Source organism: Rubrivirga sp. SAORIC476 (assembly GCF_002283555.1).
Lineage (GTDB): Bacteria > Bacteroidota > Rhodothermia > Rhodothermales > Rubricoccaceae > Rubrivirga.
On record NZ_MVOI01000003.1, the window covers coordinates 414,961 to 429,769 of the forward strand.

The window sequence follows — 14,809 nt, forward strand, 5'->3', positions numbered from 1 at the left end:
CCCCGCCCGTGTTCGGTCGCCTCTTCCTGCTGTTCCTGATCGTCCCGATGCTGGACCTCGCGCTGCTCGTCAGCGTCGGGTCGCGGATCGGGCTCGGGCCGACGCTCGCCATCGTCGTGCTGACGGCGGCCGTCGGGTCGTGGCTCGCGCGCCGTGAGGGCTCGGCCGCGTGGCGACGCGTCCAGGCCAAGCTCTCGACCGGCGGCGTACCGGGACCGGAACTGGTCGATGGGCTCGTGATCCTGGTCGCGGGCACGCTCCTCCTCACGCCTGGCTTCCTCACCGACGCCGCGGGGCTTCTGGGCCTCTTCCCGCCGACACGGGCGCTGGCTCGTCGCGCACTCCGCTCCCGCTTCGAGCAATCCGCGGCACGCGGCAACATCCACATCGTCTCGGGCGGATCGCCGTTCGGCGCGGGGCCGACCGTCGGCAGCAGGCCCGGGTTCGGACCGTTCGGGGCTCCGGCGCCGACCATCGAGGACGCCGAGGTGATCGACGACGGGTCCGGCGAGTCCGCCCCCCACACGCCCGAGGCGGGCCGCCTCGGCTGACCGACCGCCGGACTCGCGGAGGCGGCGTGACGCTCGGATGAGGGTCGCATGGATCGAGGGTGCCGGGAGAACGGAGCGACGGACGGGTCGTTGCGGCGGCATGGCCCCCCTCCCCCTCGCCGCCGACTCGCCGACCGCCACCGCCGCGGACCTCCGCCGTGACGCGTTTCACGGGGTGCTCTACATGCTCGGCGCCGCGCTCGGCTTCAGCCTCATGAGCCTGCTCGTGAAGGTGGCCTCGGCGACGTTCCCGACCATGCAGATCGTCTTCCTGCGGTCGGCCTTCATGGCAGCGCTGACCTACGCCGTCCTGCGTCACGACGGCGTGCCTGCCACAGGAAACGATCGGCGGACGCTGGCGCTGCGCGGGGCCGTCGGCGCGACGGCGCTGAGCCTGTTCTACCTCGGCATCGGGCGGCTTCCCCTGGGCGACGCCGTCACCATCCAGTACACGGCGCCCGTGTGGACGGCGCTGACCGCTGCGCTGCTCATCGGCGAGCGCCTCCGCGGCCGCGTCCTGGCCGGCGCCGCGCTGTCGATGCTCGGCGTGATGCTCGTGGCCCGACCGAGCTTCCTGTTCGGTGCGGGCGTCGCGCTGGACGGCTGGGGCGCCGCGGCTGTCGCGACGGCCGCCGTGCTGTCCGGGCTGGCCTACACGTTCGTCCGCAAGCTGCGGGCGACGGACCGGCCCATGACCATCATCTTCTACCTCTCGTGGATCGGCGCGGTCGGGTCGCTGCCGTTCGCGCTCACCGGCGCGTGGGTCTGGCCGACCGGCTGGGAGTGGCCGCTGCTGCTGGCCATCGGGTTGGCGACGCACGCCGGGCAGGTGGGCCTCACGAAGGGCATGGCGCGGCTGGAGGCCGGGACGGCGGCGTCGATCGGCTACCTACAGGTCGTGCTGGCGTTCGCCTGGGGCGCGCTGTTCCTCGGCGACGCCGTCGACGGGTGGAGCCTCGCCGGAGCGGCGCTGGTCGTGTCGAGCGTGCTGCTGGTCGTCCGCCGCGCGAAAGCCCGCTGAGAGGTCGACGCCCGGAGGCGCAGCGCCTCCCTCTGGCGGTCTTCTGGTCGGCCCGCTCCTCCTCCGTCCGTCCCCGTCACCCCACCTCGGGAGTTGGGTCGGCCGGGTCCGCAACGGGGACCGACTCGGGGGCGGTAGCAGGCGCCTCCCGGGCCAGGACCGCCTCGTGGAAGCGGCCCTGTGTGATCAGGATCAGCACCACCCCCGCGATGATCGCCACGTCCGCGATGTTGCCGATGGGGAACAGCGCGATGGGTTTGCCGAAAACCGTGCCCTGGTACACGTCGAGGTGGAGGAAATCCACCACACAACCGTAGAACAGGCGGTACGAGTCCGGCGGCGACGGATAGCACTCGCTGAAGGCGACGCCGTAGAACACGCGGTCGATGACGTTGCCCAGCGCCCCGCCCAGCACGAGCGCCAGCGCGAGCCGGTACCCCCTCGGCGCCCAGCGCACGCGGTACAGGTATACCAGGATCAGGATCGTCGCCGCGATCGAGAACAGCGTCAGGAACAGCTTGCTGCCGACCGTCAGCCCGAACGCCATGCCGGGGTTCTCGGTGAACGTGAACCGGAACAGCCGCCCGACCACCGGGATCGACTCGCCGAGGGCCATGTTGTACTTGACCACCAGCTTGGTGGCCTGGTCGGCGACGACGAGGAAGAACGTGACCCAGAGGACGCGCATAGAGTTCGGAGTTGGCTTCGCCGGCCTACCGGCTCAGGGTTCGGGGTTCAGGGTCGGGGGTTCCAGGCTGGGCGTTCGGTGCTGCCGTTGCTCGGAGTCCAACCCTGAACTCCGAACTGGGATCGCTACAGGCGACGGACGCCGATGATCAGGGTTTCGTCGCCGATCACGATGTCGTCCCGGGTGAAGTCGCCCGTGGGTGCCTCCGCCACGACCAACGTGTCGGCCAGCGTCTCCGTCCGAACGGGCGTCGCGAAGGCGGGCGTGAGGACGGCGCCGTCGAGGAGACGCGCGAGCAACGCCGGGGACCCGGCGAACTCGACCGCGATCCGGTCGGAGACCTCGAAGCCCGCCTCCTTGCGGAGCGCCTGGACCCGGTTGACGAACTCGCGCACGAAGCCCTCCGCGCGGAGGGCCTCGTCGAGTGTAGTGTCGAGCGCCACCGTGACCGTCTGCGTCGACCCGTCGGCGGCGACGAGCGACTCCTGGCGGACGACGCGGCCTGCGACACCTTCGGAGACCACGTCCAGGTCGCCGGCTTCGAGGACGACCGAGCCGCTCGGCATGAGCAGTTCGAGCGTGCCCTCGGCCTCGTAGCGCGCCACCGACGCCGAGTCGAGCAGCCGGATGGCCGCGTTGGCCTCCTTCATCTGCTTGCCCAGCTTGCGACCGAGCGCCTTGAAGTTGGGCTTGGCGGACTTCACGACCGCGCCCGAGTCGCCCGACGCCGTCTCCAGCGCCTTGACGTTGACCTCGTCCAGGATCACGTCCTCGACCGACCGCAGCACGGCCTCGTCGACGCCGCCGACGCCCGTCACCACGAGGAGCGACCCGAGCGGCTGGCGGACGTTGATGGACGCCTCGTTGCGGAGCGCGAGCGTGGCCGTGGTGACGGCGCGGGCGAGCGCCATGCGGCCCTCCAGGTCCACGTCGAGGCGGAGCGGGTCGGCCTCGGGGTAGCTCTGGAGGTGTACCGAGGCGGTGTGGCCGAGCAGCCCGTACAGCCACTCGCCGACGAACGGCGCGATGGGCGCCATCAGCCGCGAGATCGCCTCCAGGCTCTCCCACAGCGTGTCGTAGGCCGCGCGCTTGTCGGTGTCGTCGGCGCCCTTCCAGAAGCGGCGGCGGGACCGGCGGAGCCACCAGTTCGAGAGGTCGTCCGTGAACGCCTCGACGGCGCGGGCGGCACGCGTCGGGTGGTAGCCGTCGAGCGCGTCGGTCGCCTCGGCGATGGTCGACTGGAGGCGCGACAGGATCCAGCGGTCCAGCTCGGTCCGCCCGCCCAGCGGCACCGCCTCAGCGTCGGTGCGGACGTACCCGTCGAGCGCCGCGTAGGTCGCGAAGAAGCGGTACGTGTTGACAAGCGTGCCGAAGAACTTGCGCGTCGTCTCCTCGACCGCCGCGTCCGAGTAGCGGAGGTCCTCCCAGGGCGGGCTGGCCGCCATCATCGACCAGCGGATCGGGTCGGCCCCGTGGCGCGCGATGGCCGCGAACGGCTCGACCGCGTTGCCCTTCGACTTGGACATCTTGTTGCCCTCGGCGTCCAGCACGAGGCCGTTCACGACCACGTTCTTGTACGCCACCCGGTCGTCGACGAGCGCCGCGATGGCGTGGAGCGTGTAGAACCACCCGCGCGTCTGGTCGACGCCCTCCGCGATGAAGTCGGCCGGGGCGTTGGCCTGGAAGCGCTCGACGTTCTCGAACGGGTAGTGCCACTGCGCGAACGGCATGGCGCCCGAGTCGAACCACACGTCGATCAGGTCCTCCACGCGGCGCATGGTGCCGCCGTTGGGGCCGGGCCACGTCAGCGCGTCCACGTAGGGGCGGTGGAGGTCCACCGTCCCCAGGTCCGGGTTGATGGCGGCCTCCGGGAAGACCCCGCCGACCTTCGCCTCCAGCTCGGCGATCGAGCCAATGCACTCGCGGTGCGGCTCCTCCACCTCGCGGCCGTCGTCGAACGTCTCGACCCAGATGGGCAGCGGCGTGCCCCAGAAGCGGGAGCGCGACAGCGCCCAGTCGACGTTGTTCTCCAGCCACTGCCCGAACCGGCCCGTCCCGATGCCCTCGGGCTGCCAGTTGATGGTGCGGTTCAGGTCGACCATCCGGTCCTTGACCTCGGTCGTCCGGATGAACCAGCTCTCGACCGGGTACTGCATCAGCGGCGTGCCCTTGCGCCAGTCGTGCGGGTAGTTGTGGACGTAGCTGTCCTCGCGGTACAGCAGCCCGCGCGCGGTCAGGTCGCGGATGATCGGCCGGTCGGCATCCTTGAACCAGAGGCCGCTCAGGTCGCCGAAGTCGTCGATAAAGCGTCCCTCAGCGGTGACCGGGTTGAGCACGGGCAGGTCGTACTTCTGGCCCGTCGCGAAGTCGTCCATGCCGAAGGCGGGCGCCGTGTGTACGATGCCCGTGCCGTCCTCCGTCGTCACGTAGTCGGCCGAGACGACGCGCCACGCGTCGGCCCCGTCGGCGTGATCGACGGCGTCGGGCCACATCGGCTCGTAGCGGAGGCCGACGAGGTCGGCGCCGGTCATCTCCTGCACCACCTCGTAGTCACCCTTGAGGATGGCCCCGGCCTGGCTCTTGGCGACGATCAGGAACTCCTCCTCGCCGTCCACCTCCTGGCGGGCCTTGACGTAGTGGATCTTCGACCCGACGACCATCGCCACGTTGGACGGGACGGTCCACGGCGTCGTCGTCCAGGCGAGCAGCGACGTGCGCGGCTCCTGCACCAGCCGGGCGCGGACGACGACCGACACGTCCTGAACCTCTTTGTAGCCCAGCGAGACCTCGTGCGACGAGAGCACCGTCCCGTTGGCCGGGCTGTACCACTGGATCTTGTGGCCCTTCGAGAGCAACCCCTTCTCCCAGATTCGCTGGAGCAGGTTCCAGACCGACTCGATGTAGTTCGTCTCGAACGTGATGTAGGGCTCGCCGAGGTCCACCCAGTAGCCCATGCGGACCGTCAGGTCGTCCCAGAGGTCCTTGTACTTGAGGACGGACGCGCGGCAGGCGGCGTTGTACTTCGCGATGCCGTACGCCTCGACCTGGTGGCGGCCCTCCAGCCCGAGCTCCTTCTCGACCTCGATCTCGACCGGCAGCCCGTGCGTGTCCCAGCCCGCCTTGCGGTCGACGCGGAAGCCCCGCATCGTCTTGTAGCGGCAGAAGAGGTCCTTGATGGTCCGCGCCATCACGTGGTGGATGCCCGGCTTGCCGTTGGCCGTCGGTGGGCCCTCGTAGAACACGAAGTGCGGCGCGCCCTCGCGAATGTCGAGCGACTGCTGGAACGTGTCCTCGGCCTCCCAGCGGGCGAGCACGGCCTCTTCGACGGCGACAGGGTCGAAGCGATCGACCTCGGGATACGACATGGTGACGGGCGGATTCAGGAGCCGTGAAGCTACCGTCCGCCGTCCCGGCCCGACGTGAAGCCGAGGGCGATTCCGGGGCCGCGGCCCGACCCCGGCGCCGAGCACACGCCCCCGACGCTATCCGGCCGGCTTCGCCGCGACGTCGCCCGGCAGCGTCACCCGGACCGCGGCGCCGCCGAGCGAGCCAGGGCCGAGTTCGATCCGCCCGCCGTGGCTGACGGCGATCGCCCTGGCCAGCGACAGCCCAAGCCCGACGCGCCGGCCGGAGGCCCACCCGGAAGTAAACGGCTCGAACGCCGTCGCCAGCGTCGCCGGGTCGATTCCCGGACCGTCGTCGGCGACCGTCAACACGACGTCGCCGCCGCCCGCTTCGGCGGTCACGGCCACGTGCCCGCCCCCCGACCGCGCCGCGAGCACGGCGTTGCCGATGAGGTTGCTCAGCATCCGGGCCAGCGCCGAGCCGACGCCCACGACCTCGACGCCCGGGACGACATCGACCGACACCTCGACGTCGCCGGCCGACGCCTGCGCGACCGCCGAGCGGACGACCTCGGCCAGGGCGACCGGCCGGAGCACGCCATCGACGCCGCGGGCGTGCTCGTACATCGAGCGCACGACCTCGTCGGCGCGTCGGCCCTGGCGGGCCGCCCCGTCGGCAGCCTCCGAGAGGGCGCGGAGGTGGGCTGCCGCCTCGCCCGTCAGTTCAGCCGTTTCGGCAAGCGCGGCGGCTTCGACCACGGCGGCCTCGGCGAACCCGACCGCGAGCCCGAGCGGGTTGCGGAGTTCGTGGGCCACGCCTGCCAGCAGTCGCCCGAGCCCGGCCAGCTTCTCCTGCTCGACGATCTGGGCCTGCATCTGGCGGACGTGCCGGAGGGTCTGGCGGAGCGCCTCGTTCGAGTCACGGAGCGCGCGGTCCCGCCGTGCGCGCTCGACAGCGTAGCGCAGCGTCCGGCGAAGCACCTCGGGCGTTAGCTCGGCCTTGACGAGATAGTCCGACGCCCCGGAGCGGACTGCGTCGAGCGCCACCTCGAGGTCGCCCAGCGACGTCAGCGCGACGACGGGCACGGCGTCGGCGACGGCCACGACGCGTGCCACGGTCTCCCAGTACTGAGAGTCCGGGAGTTGCTGGTCGGCCAGGACGACGTGGAAGGGGTCAGCGTCCGCGCCGGCGGCGTCCAGTGCGGCTGTCCCCGCCTCGACCGTCGTGACATGGTCGAGCCGAATCACCGGGTCGTGGACATCGGCGAGGTAGGCCTCGACGAGGGCCGCGTGGTCCGGGTTGTCCTCAATCAAGAGCACCCGAAGCGGGTCCGGCGTCTGCTCGACGACCTCCACGACGACGCCGTCGGCGCCCTCAGGATCGGTCAGGCCGTCCTGGGTCGTGGGCGTCGGCAGGGAACCGGGCGAGGGGGGCAGGGACATACGGTTAGGGGAGTCGATTCCAGCGGGCCCAGTAGTCGCCGAGCTCGTGGATCATGGCCTCGAACTTGGCGAAGTCGACGGGTTTGACGAGGTAGCTGTTGGCGTGCGTCCGGTAGGCGCGGGCTCGGTCGGACTCGGCGTCGCTCGTGGTGAGCACCACGACCGGGATCTCGCGCAACCCCTCGTCGCCCTTGACCTCCGCGAGCACGTCGAGGCCGCCCACGCGGGGCAGGTTGAGGTCGAGCAGGATGAGATCGGGGCGAGGCGCCTCGCCGTGGCTCTCGCGTCGGTACAGGATGTCCAGCGCCTCGGCGCCGTCCCGAGCCCGGATCGTCTGGTGGCGGGGATCATGGCTCTCGAGCGCGACCGCCGTGAGTTCAGCATGGTCGTCGTCGTCCTCAACCAGGAGGATGCAGAGGGGTCGAATAGGAAGATCGGAAGCCATCGCGGAATGAGTGTGCAAACTATGTACCAGAGGCCCCATTGTGCCGAGGCGGGGCGGAGAGAACGGCGTGGGGCGGAACTTCCAAAACGAACCGGGCGCCCTCCTGGCCCGGCGGCCCGTCGGCCCCCTCGACCCGCGCCTCACCTCCCAGCACCTCCATCACCCGGGAGACGACCGCGAGCCCGACGCCGGTCCCGTCGCCCCCGGTGTCGAGCCGCTGGAAGAGGTCGAAGACGCGGTCGCGGTACGCCTCGGGCACGCCGGGCCCGTCGTCCTCCACGATCACGCGGAGGCCGCCACTGGGAGCCGGCTCGGACCGCACGACGACGCGTGAGCCCCCGCCCCCCAGCCCGTAGTGGACCGCATTCGCGAGCAGGTTCTCGAGCGCCTCCTCGATGCGCTGGGGGTCGGCCAGGAGGGCGCCCAGCGCGTCGCGCACCTCAAGGGTCCCGCCCACCGCCCGCGCGCGGACCGCGAGCTCGTTTACCAGACGGTTGGCAATCGCGTCGAGGTCGACCGGCCGGGGGTCCCCGGATGTCCGTCCCGACCGGCTCAGGACCAGCAGGTCCTCGATGAGCCGTCCCATCCGGTCGGCTGCGTTCAGGACCCGGTCGAGGGCCTGGTCGGCCTTCTCGGTCCGCCCGGCGGCGATGTACCCCTTGAGGAGGCCCAGGAACCCGGTGATGGTGACGAGCGGCGACTTGAGGTCGTGCGAGACGGTGTAGGCGAACCGCTCCATCTCGGCGTTTTTCTGCCGGAGCACCTCCTCCTGCTGCCGCCGCTCGGTGACGTCGAAGTTGAACCCGTAGAGGCGCCCGCCGCCCCGGCCGTCGGCGATCACTCGCCCACGGGCAGCGAGCCAGCGGACCCGGCCGCCTGGGAGGAAGATCCGGAACTCGGCGTCGTACCGGTCCCCTCCTTCGATCGCCTCTACGATCGATTCCTTGAGTCCCGGGAGGTCGTCCGGGTGGACGATTTCGAAGAACGCCTCGGCGGAGGGCATTCCCTCGGCTCCCACGCCCCAGAGGTGAGCCGCCAGGTCATCGTGGACGAGCATGTCAGAGCCCACGTCCCACTCCCACGACCCGATGCCGCCCCCTTCGAGCGCGAGTTGAAGCCGGACCTCGCTCTGGCGCAGCGCGAGCTCGGCGCGCTTCTGGTCGTCGATGTCCGTGCACGTCCCGAACCAGCGCAGGAGTTGGCCGTCAGGCGCGCGGAGCGGGTCGGCCCGGCCGATGAACCAGCGATGGGCGCCGTCGGTCTTCCGACGGATCCGATACTCGACCTCGTACGGCTCGCCGGTCGCCAGCGAGTGGGCCCACCGCGCCGCCGCCGCGTCGAGGTCGTCGGGGTGGATGTAGTCGGCCCAGCGGAAGCCCTGACTGCCGCCCCGGTTCTCGCCGCCGGGTTCATCGGGTCGGGGCATCCCGGTGTAGGCGTACCATCGCTCGTTGAAGTAATCGTGGTACCCCTCGGGCGTCGTCGTCCAGACGAGTTGAGGGAGCGACTCGGTGAGCTGACGGAGCTGGCGCTCACTCTCACGGAGCGCGGCCTCGGTCTGGCGAGCCTCACTGACGTCGGTGAAGTAGACCGTGAGGCCACCGTCGAACGGGAACGCGCGGACGGAGAAGTACCGGCCGAGCGGGTCGTAGGGCGCGTCGAACTGGACGGCCTCCCGGGTCTCGACGGCTCGGTGGTAGGCGTCCCAGAAAGGGCTCCCGACGGCCTCGGGGAACTCGTGCCATACGACCTTGCCCAGCAGGTCGGCCCGCGCACGATCCAGCAGGGACACCGCCTGGTCGTTGACGTAGGTGAACCGCCACTCGACGTCGAGCGCGAAGAAGGCGTCCGAGATCGACGCCAGCACGTCGGCCGCGTCGATCTCGGGGCCGGCGTCCGACACGGGGGCGTCCTCGGCGGACGGCGGGGGGACGGGAGGCACGAGCGGTTGAGGGGCGGTCGCGGAAGGCAGAGCCGTACGACCCAGACTCGCTCTCGTTTCCGGTCGGCCGGCGCCGCGGGCCGGTTGGCTCGATCTCTTGACGCGAGGCGACTCTCCGAGAGACGGCGACCCCGAGTCGCTCGACGTTTCTCCCAGGTGGCGCCCGCGCGTAGTGCAATCGGACTGGGTGCGTGCAGAGCCGCCCCTCTACCTTCGCGACATCTCCACACGTCGCCATGGCCGCCCCGCTCCGCATCGCGCTCGTCTCGCCGCGAGGCCCCCTGTACCGCCACCGAGGCGGGGCGTGGCGGCGGCAGATGCGCTACGCGCCCCTCACGCTGACGACCCTCGCGGCGCTCGTCCCGGACGACGTGCCCGCCGAGGTCGCGCTCTACGACGAGGGCCTGGGCGACGTGCCGGACGACCTCGACGCCGACCTGGTCGGCATCAGCGCGATCACGGGGACCGCGCCGCGCTCGTACGAGATCGCCGACGCGCTCCGGGCGCGCGGCGTGCCGGTCGTGCTCGGCGGCGTCCACCCGACGCTGGTGCCCGACGAGGCCCAGCGGCACGCGGACGCCGTCGTGACGGGCTACGCCGAGGACGCGTGGCCGGAGTTGCTGCGCGACGTCCGCGCCGGCCGGATGCGCGAGCGCTACGCCCAGGCGCCGGGCCTGAGTCTGGCCGGGCGTCCGCACCCGCGCCGCGACCTCTTGCCGACCGGGCGCGTGGCGCAGTCGTTCACCCTAGAGGCCACGCGCGGCTGCCAGCACCGCTGCGACTTCTGCGTCGTCCCGACGGCCTGGGGCGGGCCGATGCAGCGGCCCGTCGGCGAGGTGGTGGACGACATCGTGCGAGGCGGGGCGAAGCGGCTCCTGTTCCTCGACCTCAACCTGATCGGCGACGTGGGGTACGCGAAGGCGTTGTTCGAGGCGCTCGTCCCGCTCGGCGTCACCTGGGGGGGGCTGGCGACGACCCGCATCGCCGACGACCCGGAGTTGCTGGCGCTCGCCGCGCGGAGCGGCTGCCGGGCGCTACTCATCGGCTTCGAGTCGCTGTCGGACGACACCCTGGCCGAGAGCCACAAGCGGTTCAACGCCGTCCGCGAGACGCCCGAGGCGAGCTACCGGCACGTGCTCGGGGCCCTCCACGACCACGGCATCGCGGTGATGGGCTGCTTCGTGTTCGGCTTCGACACCGACGCGCCCGACGTGTTCGACCGCACCGCCGCCTTCGTCCACGACGCGAACGTCGACCTCCCCCGCTATGCGGTCCTGACGCCGTTCCCCGGCACGCCGCTCTACCGCAAGCTGTCCGCCGAGGGCCGCATCCTCACCGACGACTGGGGCCTCTACGACGGCCAGCACGTCGTCTTCGAGCCCGCCCAGATGTCGGCCGACCAGCTGTTGCGCGGGACCGAGCGCGCGTGGCTCCGGACCTACCGCTGGACTTCCATCGTGAAGCGGCTGGCGAGTTCGCGGACGCAGACGGCGCTCGCGCTGGCGACGAACGTCGGCTACCGCTACTACGCGCACCGGCTGAACGAGTACTATACCTGCGACTGGCAGCTCGGGCTGACGCCGGAGCGGAGGGCGGCCTGATGCAGGTCGACGCCCCCGCCGTCGCCCGAGGCCGTGCCTTCGCTCAACCAGGCGTGGCGACGAGCGCCTGGCTGCCGGTCGCCCGGAGCCGCGCGATCCGCTCGGGCCGCGTGCTCGGGGTCGACGCGCCCGGCGGGCCGGTCGCGCTGTGGCGGGACGCGCGCGGCACGCTCCACGCCGTCGACGCCCGGTGCCCCCACCTCGGCGCCGACCTGGGCCAGGGCAGCGTCGAAGCGGACGCGCTCGTGTGCCCGTTCCACGGCTGGGCCTTCGGCGGCGACGGGACCTGCCTCGGGGCGCCGGGCTGGAACGAGGCACCGACGCGACGCACCCGCTCGGTCCCGGTGCAGGAACGCTGGGGGCTGGTGTGGATCGCGACCGGGCCCGACCCGGTCGACCTCCCCGACCCGTCGCCGGGCGACTGGCGGATCGTCCGCCCGCCGTCGCAGACGATCGCCGCTCACCCGCACCTCGTCATCGGCAACGGACTCGACGCGGCGCACTTCGACACGCTGCACGGCCTGGAGCCGACGGCCGAGCCGGTCCTGAGCGTCGACCCGCCGCGCGTGACGCTGGAGATGCGGGGCAGAGCGAAGAGCCGGGCGCTGCGTCGGCTGCTGGGCGGCGACGTCTGGCTCCGGTTCACGACGCACGGCGGCCACATCGCCACGGCGGACGTCGAGGCGCCGGTCCGCTTCCGAGCGCTGTTTACGGCGACGCCCGTGCCCGAGGGCAGCCGGACCCAGGTGGTCCTCTTCCTCCCGCGCGGGCCTGTCCGGACGCTCCGCGCCGCCGTCGGCCTCTACGCGCTCTTGCACGACGACGCCCGCATCCTGGAACGCGTGCGCTTCCGGCGCGCCTTCACCCCCGCCGACGGGCCGCTCCAGGCCTTCGCCGAGGTGGTGGACGGCTTGCCCAGAGGTCGGTCATGAGGGTCGCCTTCCTCCGTCCCAGCCTCGACGGCGGCCGCGCGCACGACGCGATGGAGCCGCTGGCCTTCGCCGCGCTCGCCGCGGTGTCGCCCGAGGGGACCACGCACACGCTCCACGACGAGCGGCTGGCGCCGATTCCTACCCGCCTGAACACGGACCTCGCCGCGATTACGGTCGAGACCTACACCGCCCGCCGCGCCTACCAGATCGCCGACAGCCTCCGCGCACAGGGCGTGCCCGTCGTGATGGGCGGCTACCACCCGACGTTCCTGCCCGACGAGGCGGCGCAGCACGCCGACGCGGTCGTTCTGGGCGATGGCGAGCCCGTCTGGCCCCAGGTCGTGGCCGATGCCGCCGCCGGTCGCCTCCGACCCCGCTACGAAGCGGACGGCTTCCCCGACCTCGCGACGCTCCGGTTCGACCGGTCGCTCTTCCACGGGATGGACTACCAGAAGGTGATGCCGGTGCAGGTCGGGCGCGGCTGCCGGTTCGCGTGCGACTTCTGCTCGATCCACGCCTTCTACGGCCGGTCCCTGCGCCAGCGTCCGCCCCAGGCCGTCGCCGACGAGATCCGCCGGTCCGGCGCGCGCCACGTGCTGCTGGTGGACGACAACCTGCTGGTCGACCGCGAGCAGGCCGCCGCGCTGTTCGAGGCGCTGATCCCGATCGGCATCACGTGGGGCTGTCAGGTGACGCTCGACGTGACGCACGACCTGGAACTCCTCGACCTGATGGCGCGGAGCGGCTGCATCGCCGCGCTCGTCGGCTTCGAGTCGCTGGACGACGGCAACCTGGGCCAGATGCGCAAGCGGTTCAACACGGTCGGCGGGCCCTATGCCGAGGCCATCGGCCGCTTCCACGACCGCGGCATCATGGTCTACGGCTCGTTCGTGTTCGGCTACGACCACGATGGCCCCGACTGCTTCGAGCGAACGGTCCAGTTCGCGCTCGACCATCGCCTCTTCCTCGTCAACTTCAGCGCCCTCCAGCCGACGCCCGCGACGCGCCTCTACGCCCGCCTGGAGAGCGAGGGCCGTCTCCTCCACGACGCGTGGTGGACCGACCCGACGTACCGCTACGGCGACGCCGCCTTCCAGCCCGCCCGCCTCAGCCCAGACGAGCTCACCGAGGGCTGCCGCCGCGCCCGCCAGCAGTTCTTTCGGCCTCGGTCGATCTGGCGACGCACCTGGACCCGCCCGCACGCCCGCTCACCGCGACGCCTGGCCATCTACCTCGGCGCCAACGTCATGGCGAGGCGGGCGCTGAAAGCCAAGCTGGGCAAGCCCCTCGGGAAGAGGGAAATGGGAAATGGGAACGGGGAAATGGCAGACTCCCGACTCATCACCGTGCCGGCCTGACCGCCCCACGTTTCACGTTCCACGCCGCACCTTCCACCCCTCCCATGCGCCTGACCCTCGTCCACCCCTGCATCGGCCGTCGGCCTGGGGAGCCGTACATCAAGGCGTGGCAGATGGAGCCGCTGCCGCCCGCCACGCTCGCCGGGCTCACGCCTCCCGACTGGGAGGTCCGCTTCCACGACGACCGGATGGAGGCCATCCCGTTCGACGAGCCGACCGACTTGGTGGCGATCTCGGTCGAGACGTACACCGCGCGACGGGCGTACCAGATCGCGTCCGAGTACCGGCGGCGCGGCGTGCCGGTCGTGATGGGCGGCTTCCACGCGACGCTCGTCCCGGAGGAGGTGTCGCGCTACTGCGAGGCGTTGGTCATCGGCGAGGTGGAGGGCGTCTGGGCGACGGTGCTGGCGGACGCGGCGGCCGGGCGGCTCCAGCGCGTCTACCGCGGCGAGGGCCGGCCCGGGCTGGCGGGGCTCCGCCCCGACCGCTCCATCTTCGCGGGCAAGCAGTACCTCCCCATCGGACTGGTGGAGGCCGGGCGCGGGTGCCACTTCAAGTGCGAGTTCTGCGCCGTCACGTCGTACTTCGGCGCGACGCAGACCCGGCGGCCGGTGGAGGACGTGCTCCGGGAGGTCCGCGAGGTGACCGAGGCGGGCCGGAAGCTGCTCTTCTTCGTGGACGACAACATCACGTCCAACATGGACGAGGCCAAGGAGCTGTTCCGCGCGCTCAAGCACGAGAAGATCCGCTGGGTGAGCCAGGCGAGCATCAACGCGGCGCACGACGAGGAATACCTGACGCTGCTGGGCGAGAGCGGCTGCCAGGGCGTGCTGATCGGCTTCGAGACGCTCAACGAGGCCAACCTGAGGCAGATGCGCAAGCGCTTCAATACGATGCGCGGCGGCTACGCAAAGGCGCTCGAGAACCTGCGGCGCCACGGCGTGCGGCTGTACGCGACGTTCGTGGTCGGCTACGACGAGGACACCGAGGCGAGCGTGGATCAAGCGCTGCGGTTCGCGCTCGACCACAAGTTCTACATCGCCGCCTTCAACCACCTGACGCCGTTCCCCGGGACGGCCCTCTACGACCGGCTCAAGGACGAGGGGCGGCTCCGCTACGACGCGTGGTGGCTGGACCCGGCCTACCGCTACAACGAGGTCCCGTTCTGGCCCGCCAAGATGACGCCCGAGCAGGTCCGCGCGTCGTGCGTCGAGGCGCGCGCCCGGTTCTACCGCTGGCGCTCGATCGCGCGACGGAGCGTCGACCGGGTGAATGCGGGCAACGCGATGATGTGGTCGGCCTTCTGGACCATCAACGCGATGCTGCGGGCGGAGGTCGACCAGCGCGACGGCTACCCGCTGGGCGACCTCGGCTACACCGGCGAGATCATCGAGGCGAGCCATTCCGAGCCGTTCTCGATGACGACCCGGCCACGCGGCGCGCTGGAGGCGTGGGCGGCGTGACCCGCTTGGCTCCCCCGATCT

At 71.5% G+C, this 14,809-nt stretch carries 11 protein-coding genes; 6 read left to right on the top strand and 5 right to left on the bottom strand.

Annotated elements, in window-relative coordinates; translation table 11 throughout:
- The first annotated feature begins 8 nt into the window (after window positions 1–8).
- On the top strand, window positions 9–551 hold the full coding sequence (locus tag B1759_RS03660; RefSeq protein WP_095513677.1) for an FxsA family protein: 543 nt from the start codon (window positions 9–11) through the stop codon (window positions 549–551).
- A gap of 100 nt (window positions 552–651) precedes the next feature.
- Entirely contained in the window at window positions 652–1,572 is a 921-nt protein-coding gene (locus B1759_RS03665; protein ID WP_158225111.1) for a DMT family transporter, read from the top strand.
- Window positions 1,573–1,648: 76 nt separating this feature from the next.
- Here B1759_RS03665 and B1759_RS03670 read toward each other — a convergent pair whose 3' ends face one another.
- From B1759_RS03670 to B1759_RS03690, 5 genes are all read right to left on the bottom strand, one after another.
- Window positions 1,649–2,260, bottom strand: a complete 612-nt coding sequence (locus tag B1759_RS03670; RefSeq protein WP_095513679.1) for a signal peptidase II — start codon at window positions 2,258–2,260, stop codon at window positions 1,649–1,651.
- A 125-nt stretch (window positions 2,261–2,385) separates the two neighbouring features.
- The gene (gene ileS, locus B1759_RS03675) at window positions 2,386–5,625 is read right to left on the bottom strand and encodes an isoleucine--tRNA ligase (protein WP_095513680.1); all 3,240 of its coding nucleotides are present in this window, start codon (window positions 5,623–5,625) and stop codon (window positions 2,386–2,388) included.
- A gap of 117 nt (window positions 5,626–5,742) precedes the next feature.
- Complete coding sequence (locus B1759_RS03680; RefSeq protein ID WP_095513681.1) at window positions 5,743–7,047, bottom strand: ATP-binding protein; 1,305 nt, start codon at window positions 7,045–7,047, stop codon at window positions 5,743–5,745.
- Between the two features lie 4 nt (window positions 7,048–7,051).
- Window positions 7,052–7,492 carry a response regulator gene (locus tag B1759_RS03685; RefSeq protein WP_095513682.1) on the bottom strand — a complete coding sequence of 147 codons (441 nt, stop codon included), beginning with the start codon at window positions 7,490–7,492 and terminating at the stop codon, window positions 7,052–7,054.
- A 19-nt stretch (window positions 7,493–7,511) separates the two neighbouring features.
- Window positions 7,512–9,434 carry a PAS domain-containing sensor histidine kinase gene (locus B1759_RS03690; RefSeq protein ID WP_095513683.1) on the bottom strand — a complete coding sequence of 641 codons (1,923 nt, stop codon included), beginning with the start codon at window positions 9,432–9,434 and terminating at the stop codon, window positions 7,512–7,514.
- 236 nt (window positions 9,435–9,670) lie between these two features.
- Here B1759_RS03690 and B1759_RS03695 point away from each other — a divergent pair, with 236 nt between their 5' ends.
- Genes B1759_RS03695 through B1759_RS03710 form a run of 4 tightly spaced genes read left to right on the top strand, consistent with a single transcriptional unit; the run spans window position 9,671 to window position 14,788 of the window.
- Complete coding sequence (locus B1759_RS03695) at window positions 9,671–11,035, top strand: radical SAM protein (RefSeq protein WP_095513684.1); 1,365 nt, start codon at window positions 9,671–9,673, stop codon at window positions 11,033–11,035.
- Window positions 11,035–11,967: a Rieske (2Fe-2S) protein gene (locus B1759_RS03700; protein ID WP_095513685.1), complete on the top strand. Its 933-nt coding sequence runs from the start codon at window positions 11,035–11,037 to the stop codon at window positions 11,965–11,967. The genes B1759_RS03695 and B1759_RS03700 overlap by 1 nt, the downstream gene beginning before the upstream one ends.
- The gene (locus tag B1759_RS03705) at window positions 11,964–13,325 is read left to right on the top strand and encodes a radical SAM protein (RefSeq protein WP_095513686.1); all 1,362 of its coding nucleotides are present in this window, start codon (window positions 11,964–11,966) and stop codon (window positions 13,323–13,325) included. The genes B1759_RS03700 and B1759_RS03705 overlap by 4 nt, the downstream gene beginning before the upstream one ends.
- Before the next feature lie 44 nt (window positions 13,326–13,369).
- Window positions 13,370–14,788, top strand: coding sequence for a radical SAM protein (locus B1759_RS03710; RefSeq protein WP_198948744.1), 1,419 nt, complete (start codon window positions 13,370–13,372; stop codon window positions 14,786–14,788).
- Window positions 14,789–14,809 lie beyond the last annotated feature (21 nt).

Bases quoted from the DNA above. Each gene is read 5' to 3' on its own strand.
- B1759_RS03665 (WP_158225111.1), top strand. From the start codon at position 652: ATGGCCCCCCTCCCCCTCGCCGCCGACTCGCCGACCGCCACCGCCGCG.
- B1759_RS03670 (WP_095513679.1), bottom strand. From the start codon at position 2,260: ATGCGCGTCCTCTGGGTCACGTTCTTCCTCGTCGTCGCCGACCAGGCC.
- ileS (WP_095513680.1), bottom strand. From the start codon at position 5,625: ATGTCGTATCCCGAGGTCGATCGCTTCGACCCTGTCGCCGTCGAAGAG.
- B1759_RS03680 (WP_095513681.1), bottom strand. From the start codon at position 7,047: ATGTCCCTGCCCCCCTCGCCCGGTTCCCTGCCGACGCCCACGACCCAG.
- B1759_RS03685 (WP_095513682.1), bottom strand. From the start codon at position 7,492: ATGGCTTCCGATCTTCCTATTCGACCCCTCTGCATCCTCCTGGTTGAG.
- B1759_RS03695 (WP_095513684.1), top strand. From the start codon at position 9,671: ATGGCCGCCCCGCTCCGCATCGCGCTCGTCTCGCCGCGAGGCCCCCTG.
- B1759_RS03700 (WP_095513685.1), top strand. From the start codon at position 11,035: ATGCAGGTCGACGCCCCCGCCGTCGCCCGAGGCCGTGCCTTCGCTCAA.
- B1759_RS03705 (WP_095513686.1), top strand. From the start codon at position 11,964: ATGAGGGTCGCCTTCCTCCGTCCCAGCCTCGACGGCGGCCGCGCGCAC.
- B1759_RS03710 (WP_198948744.1), top strand. From the start codon at position 13,370: ATGCGCCTGACCCTCGTCCACCCCTGCATCGGCCGTCGGCCTGGGGAG.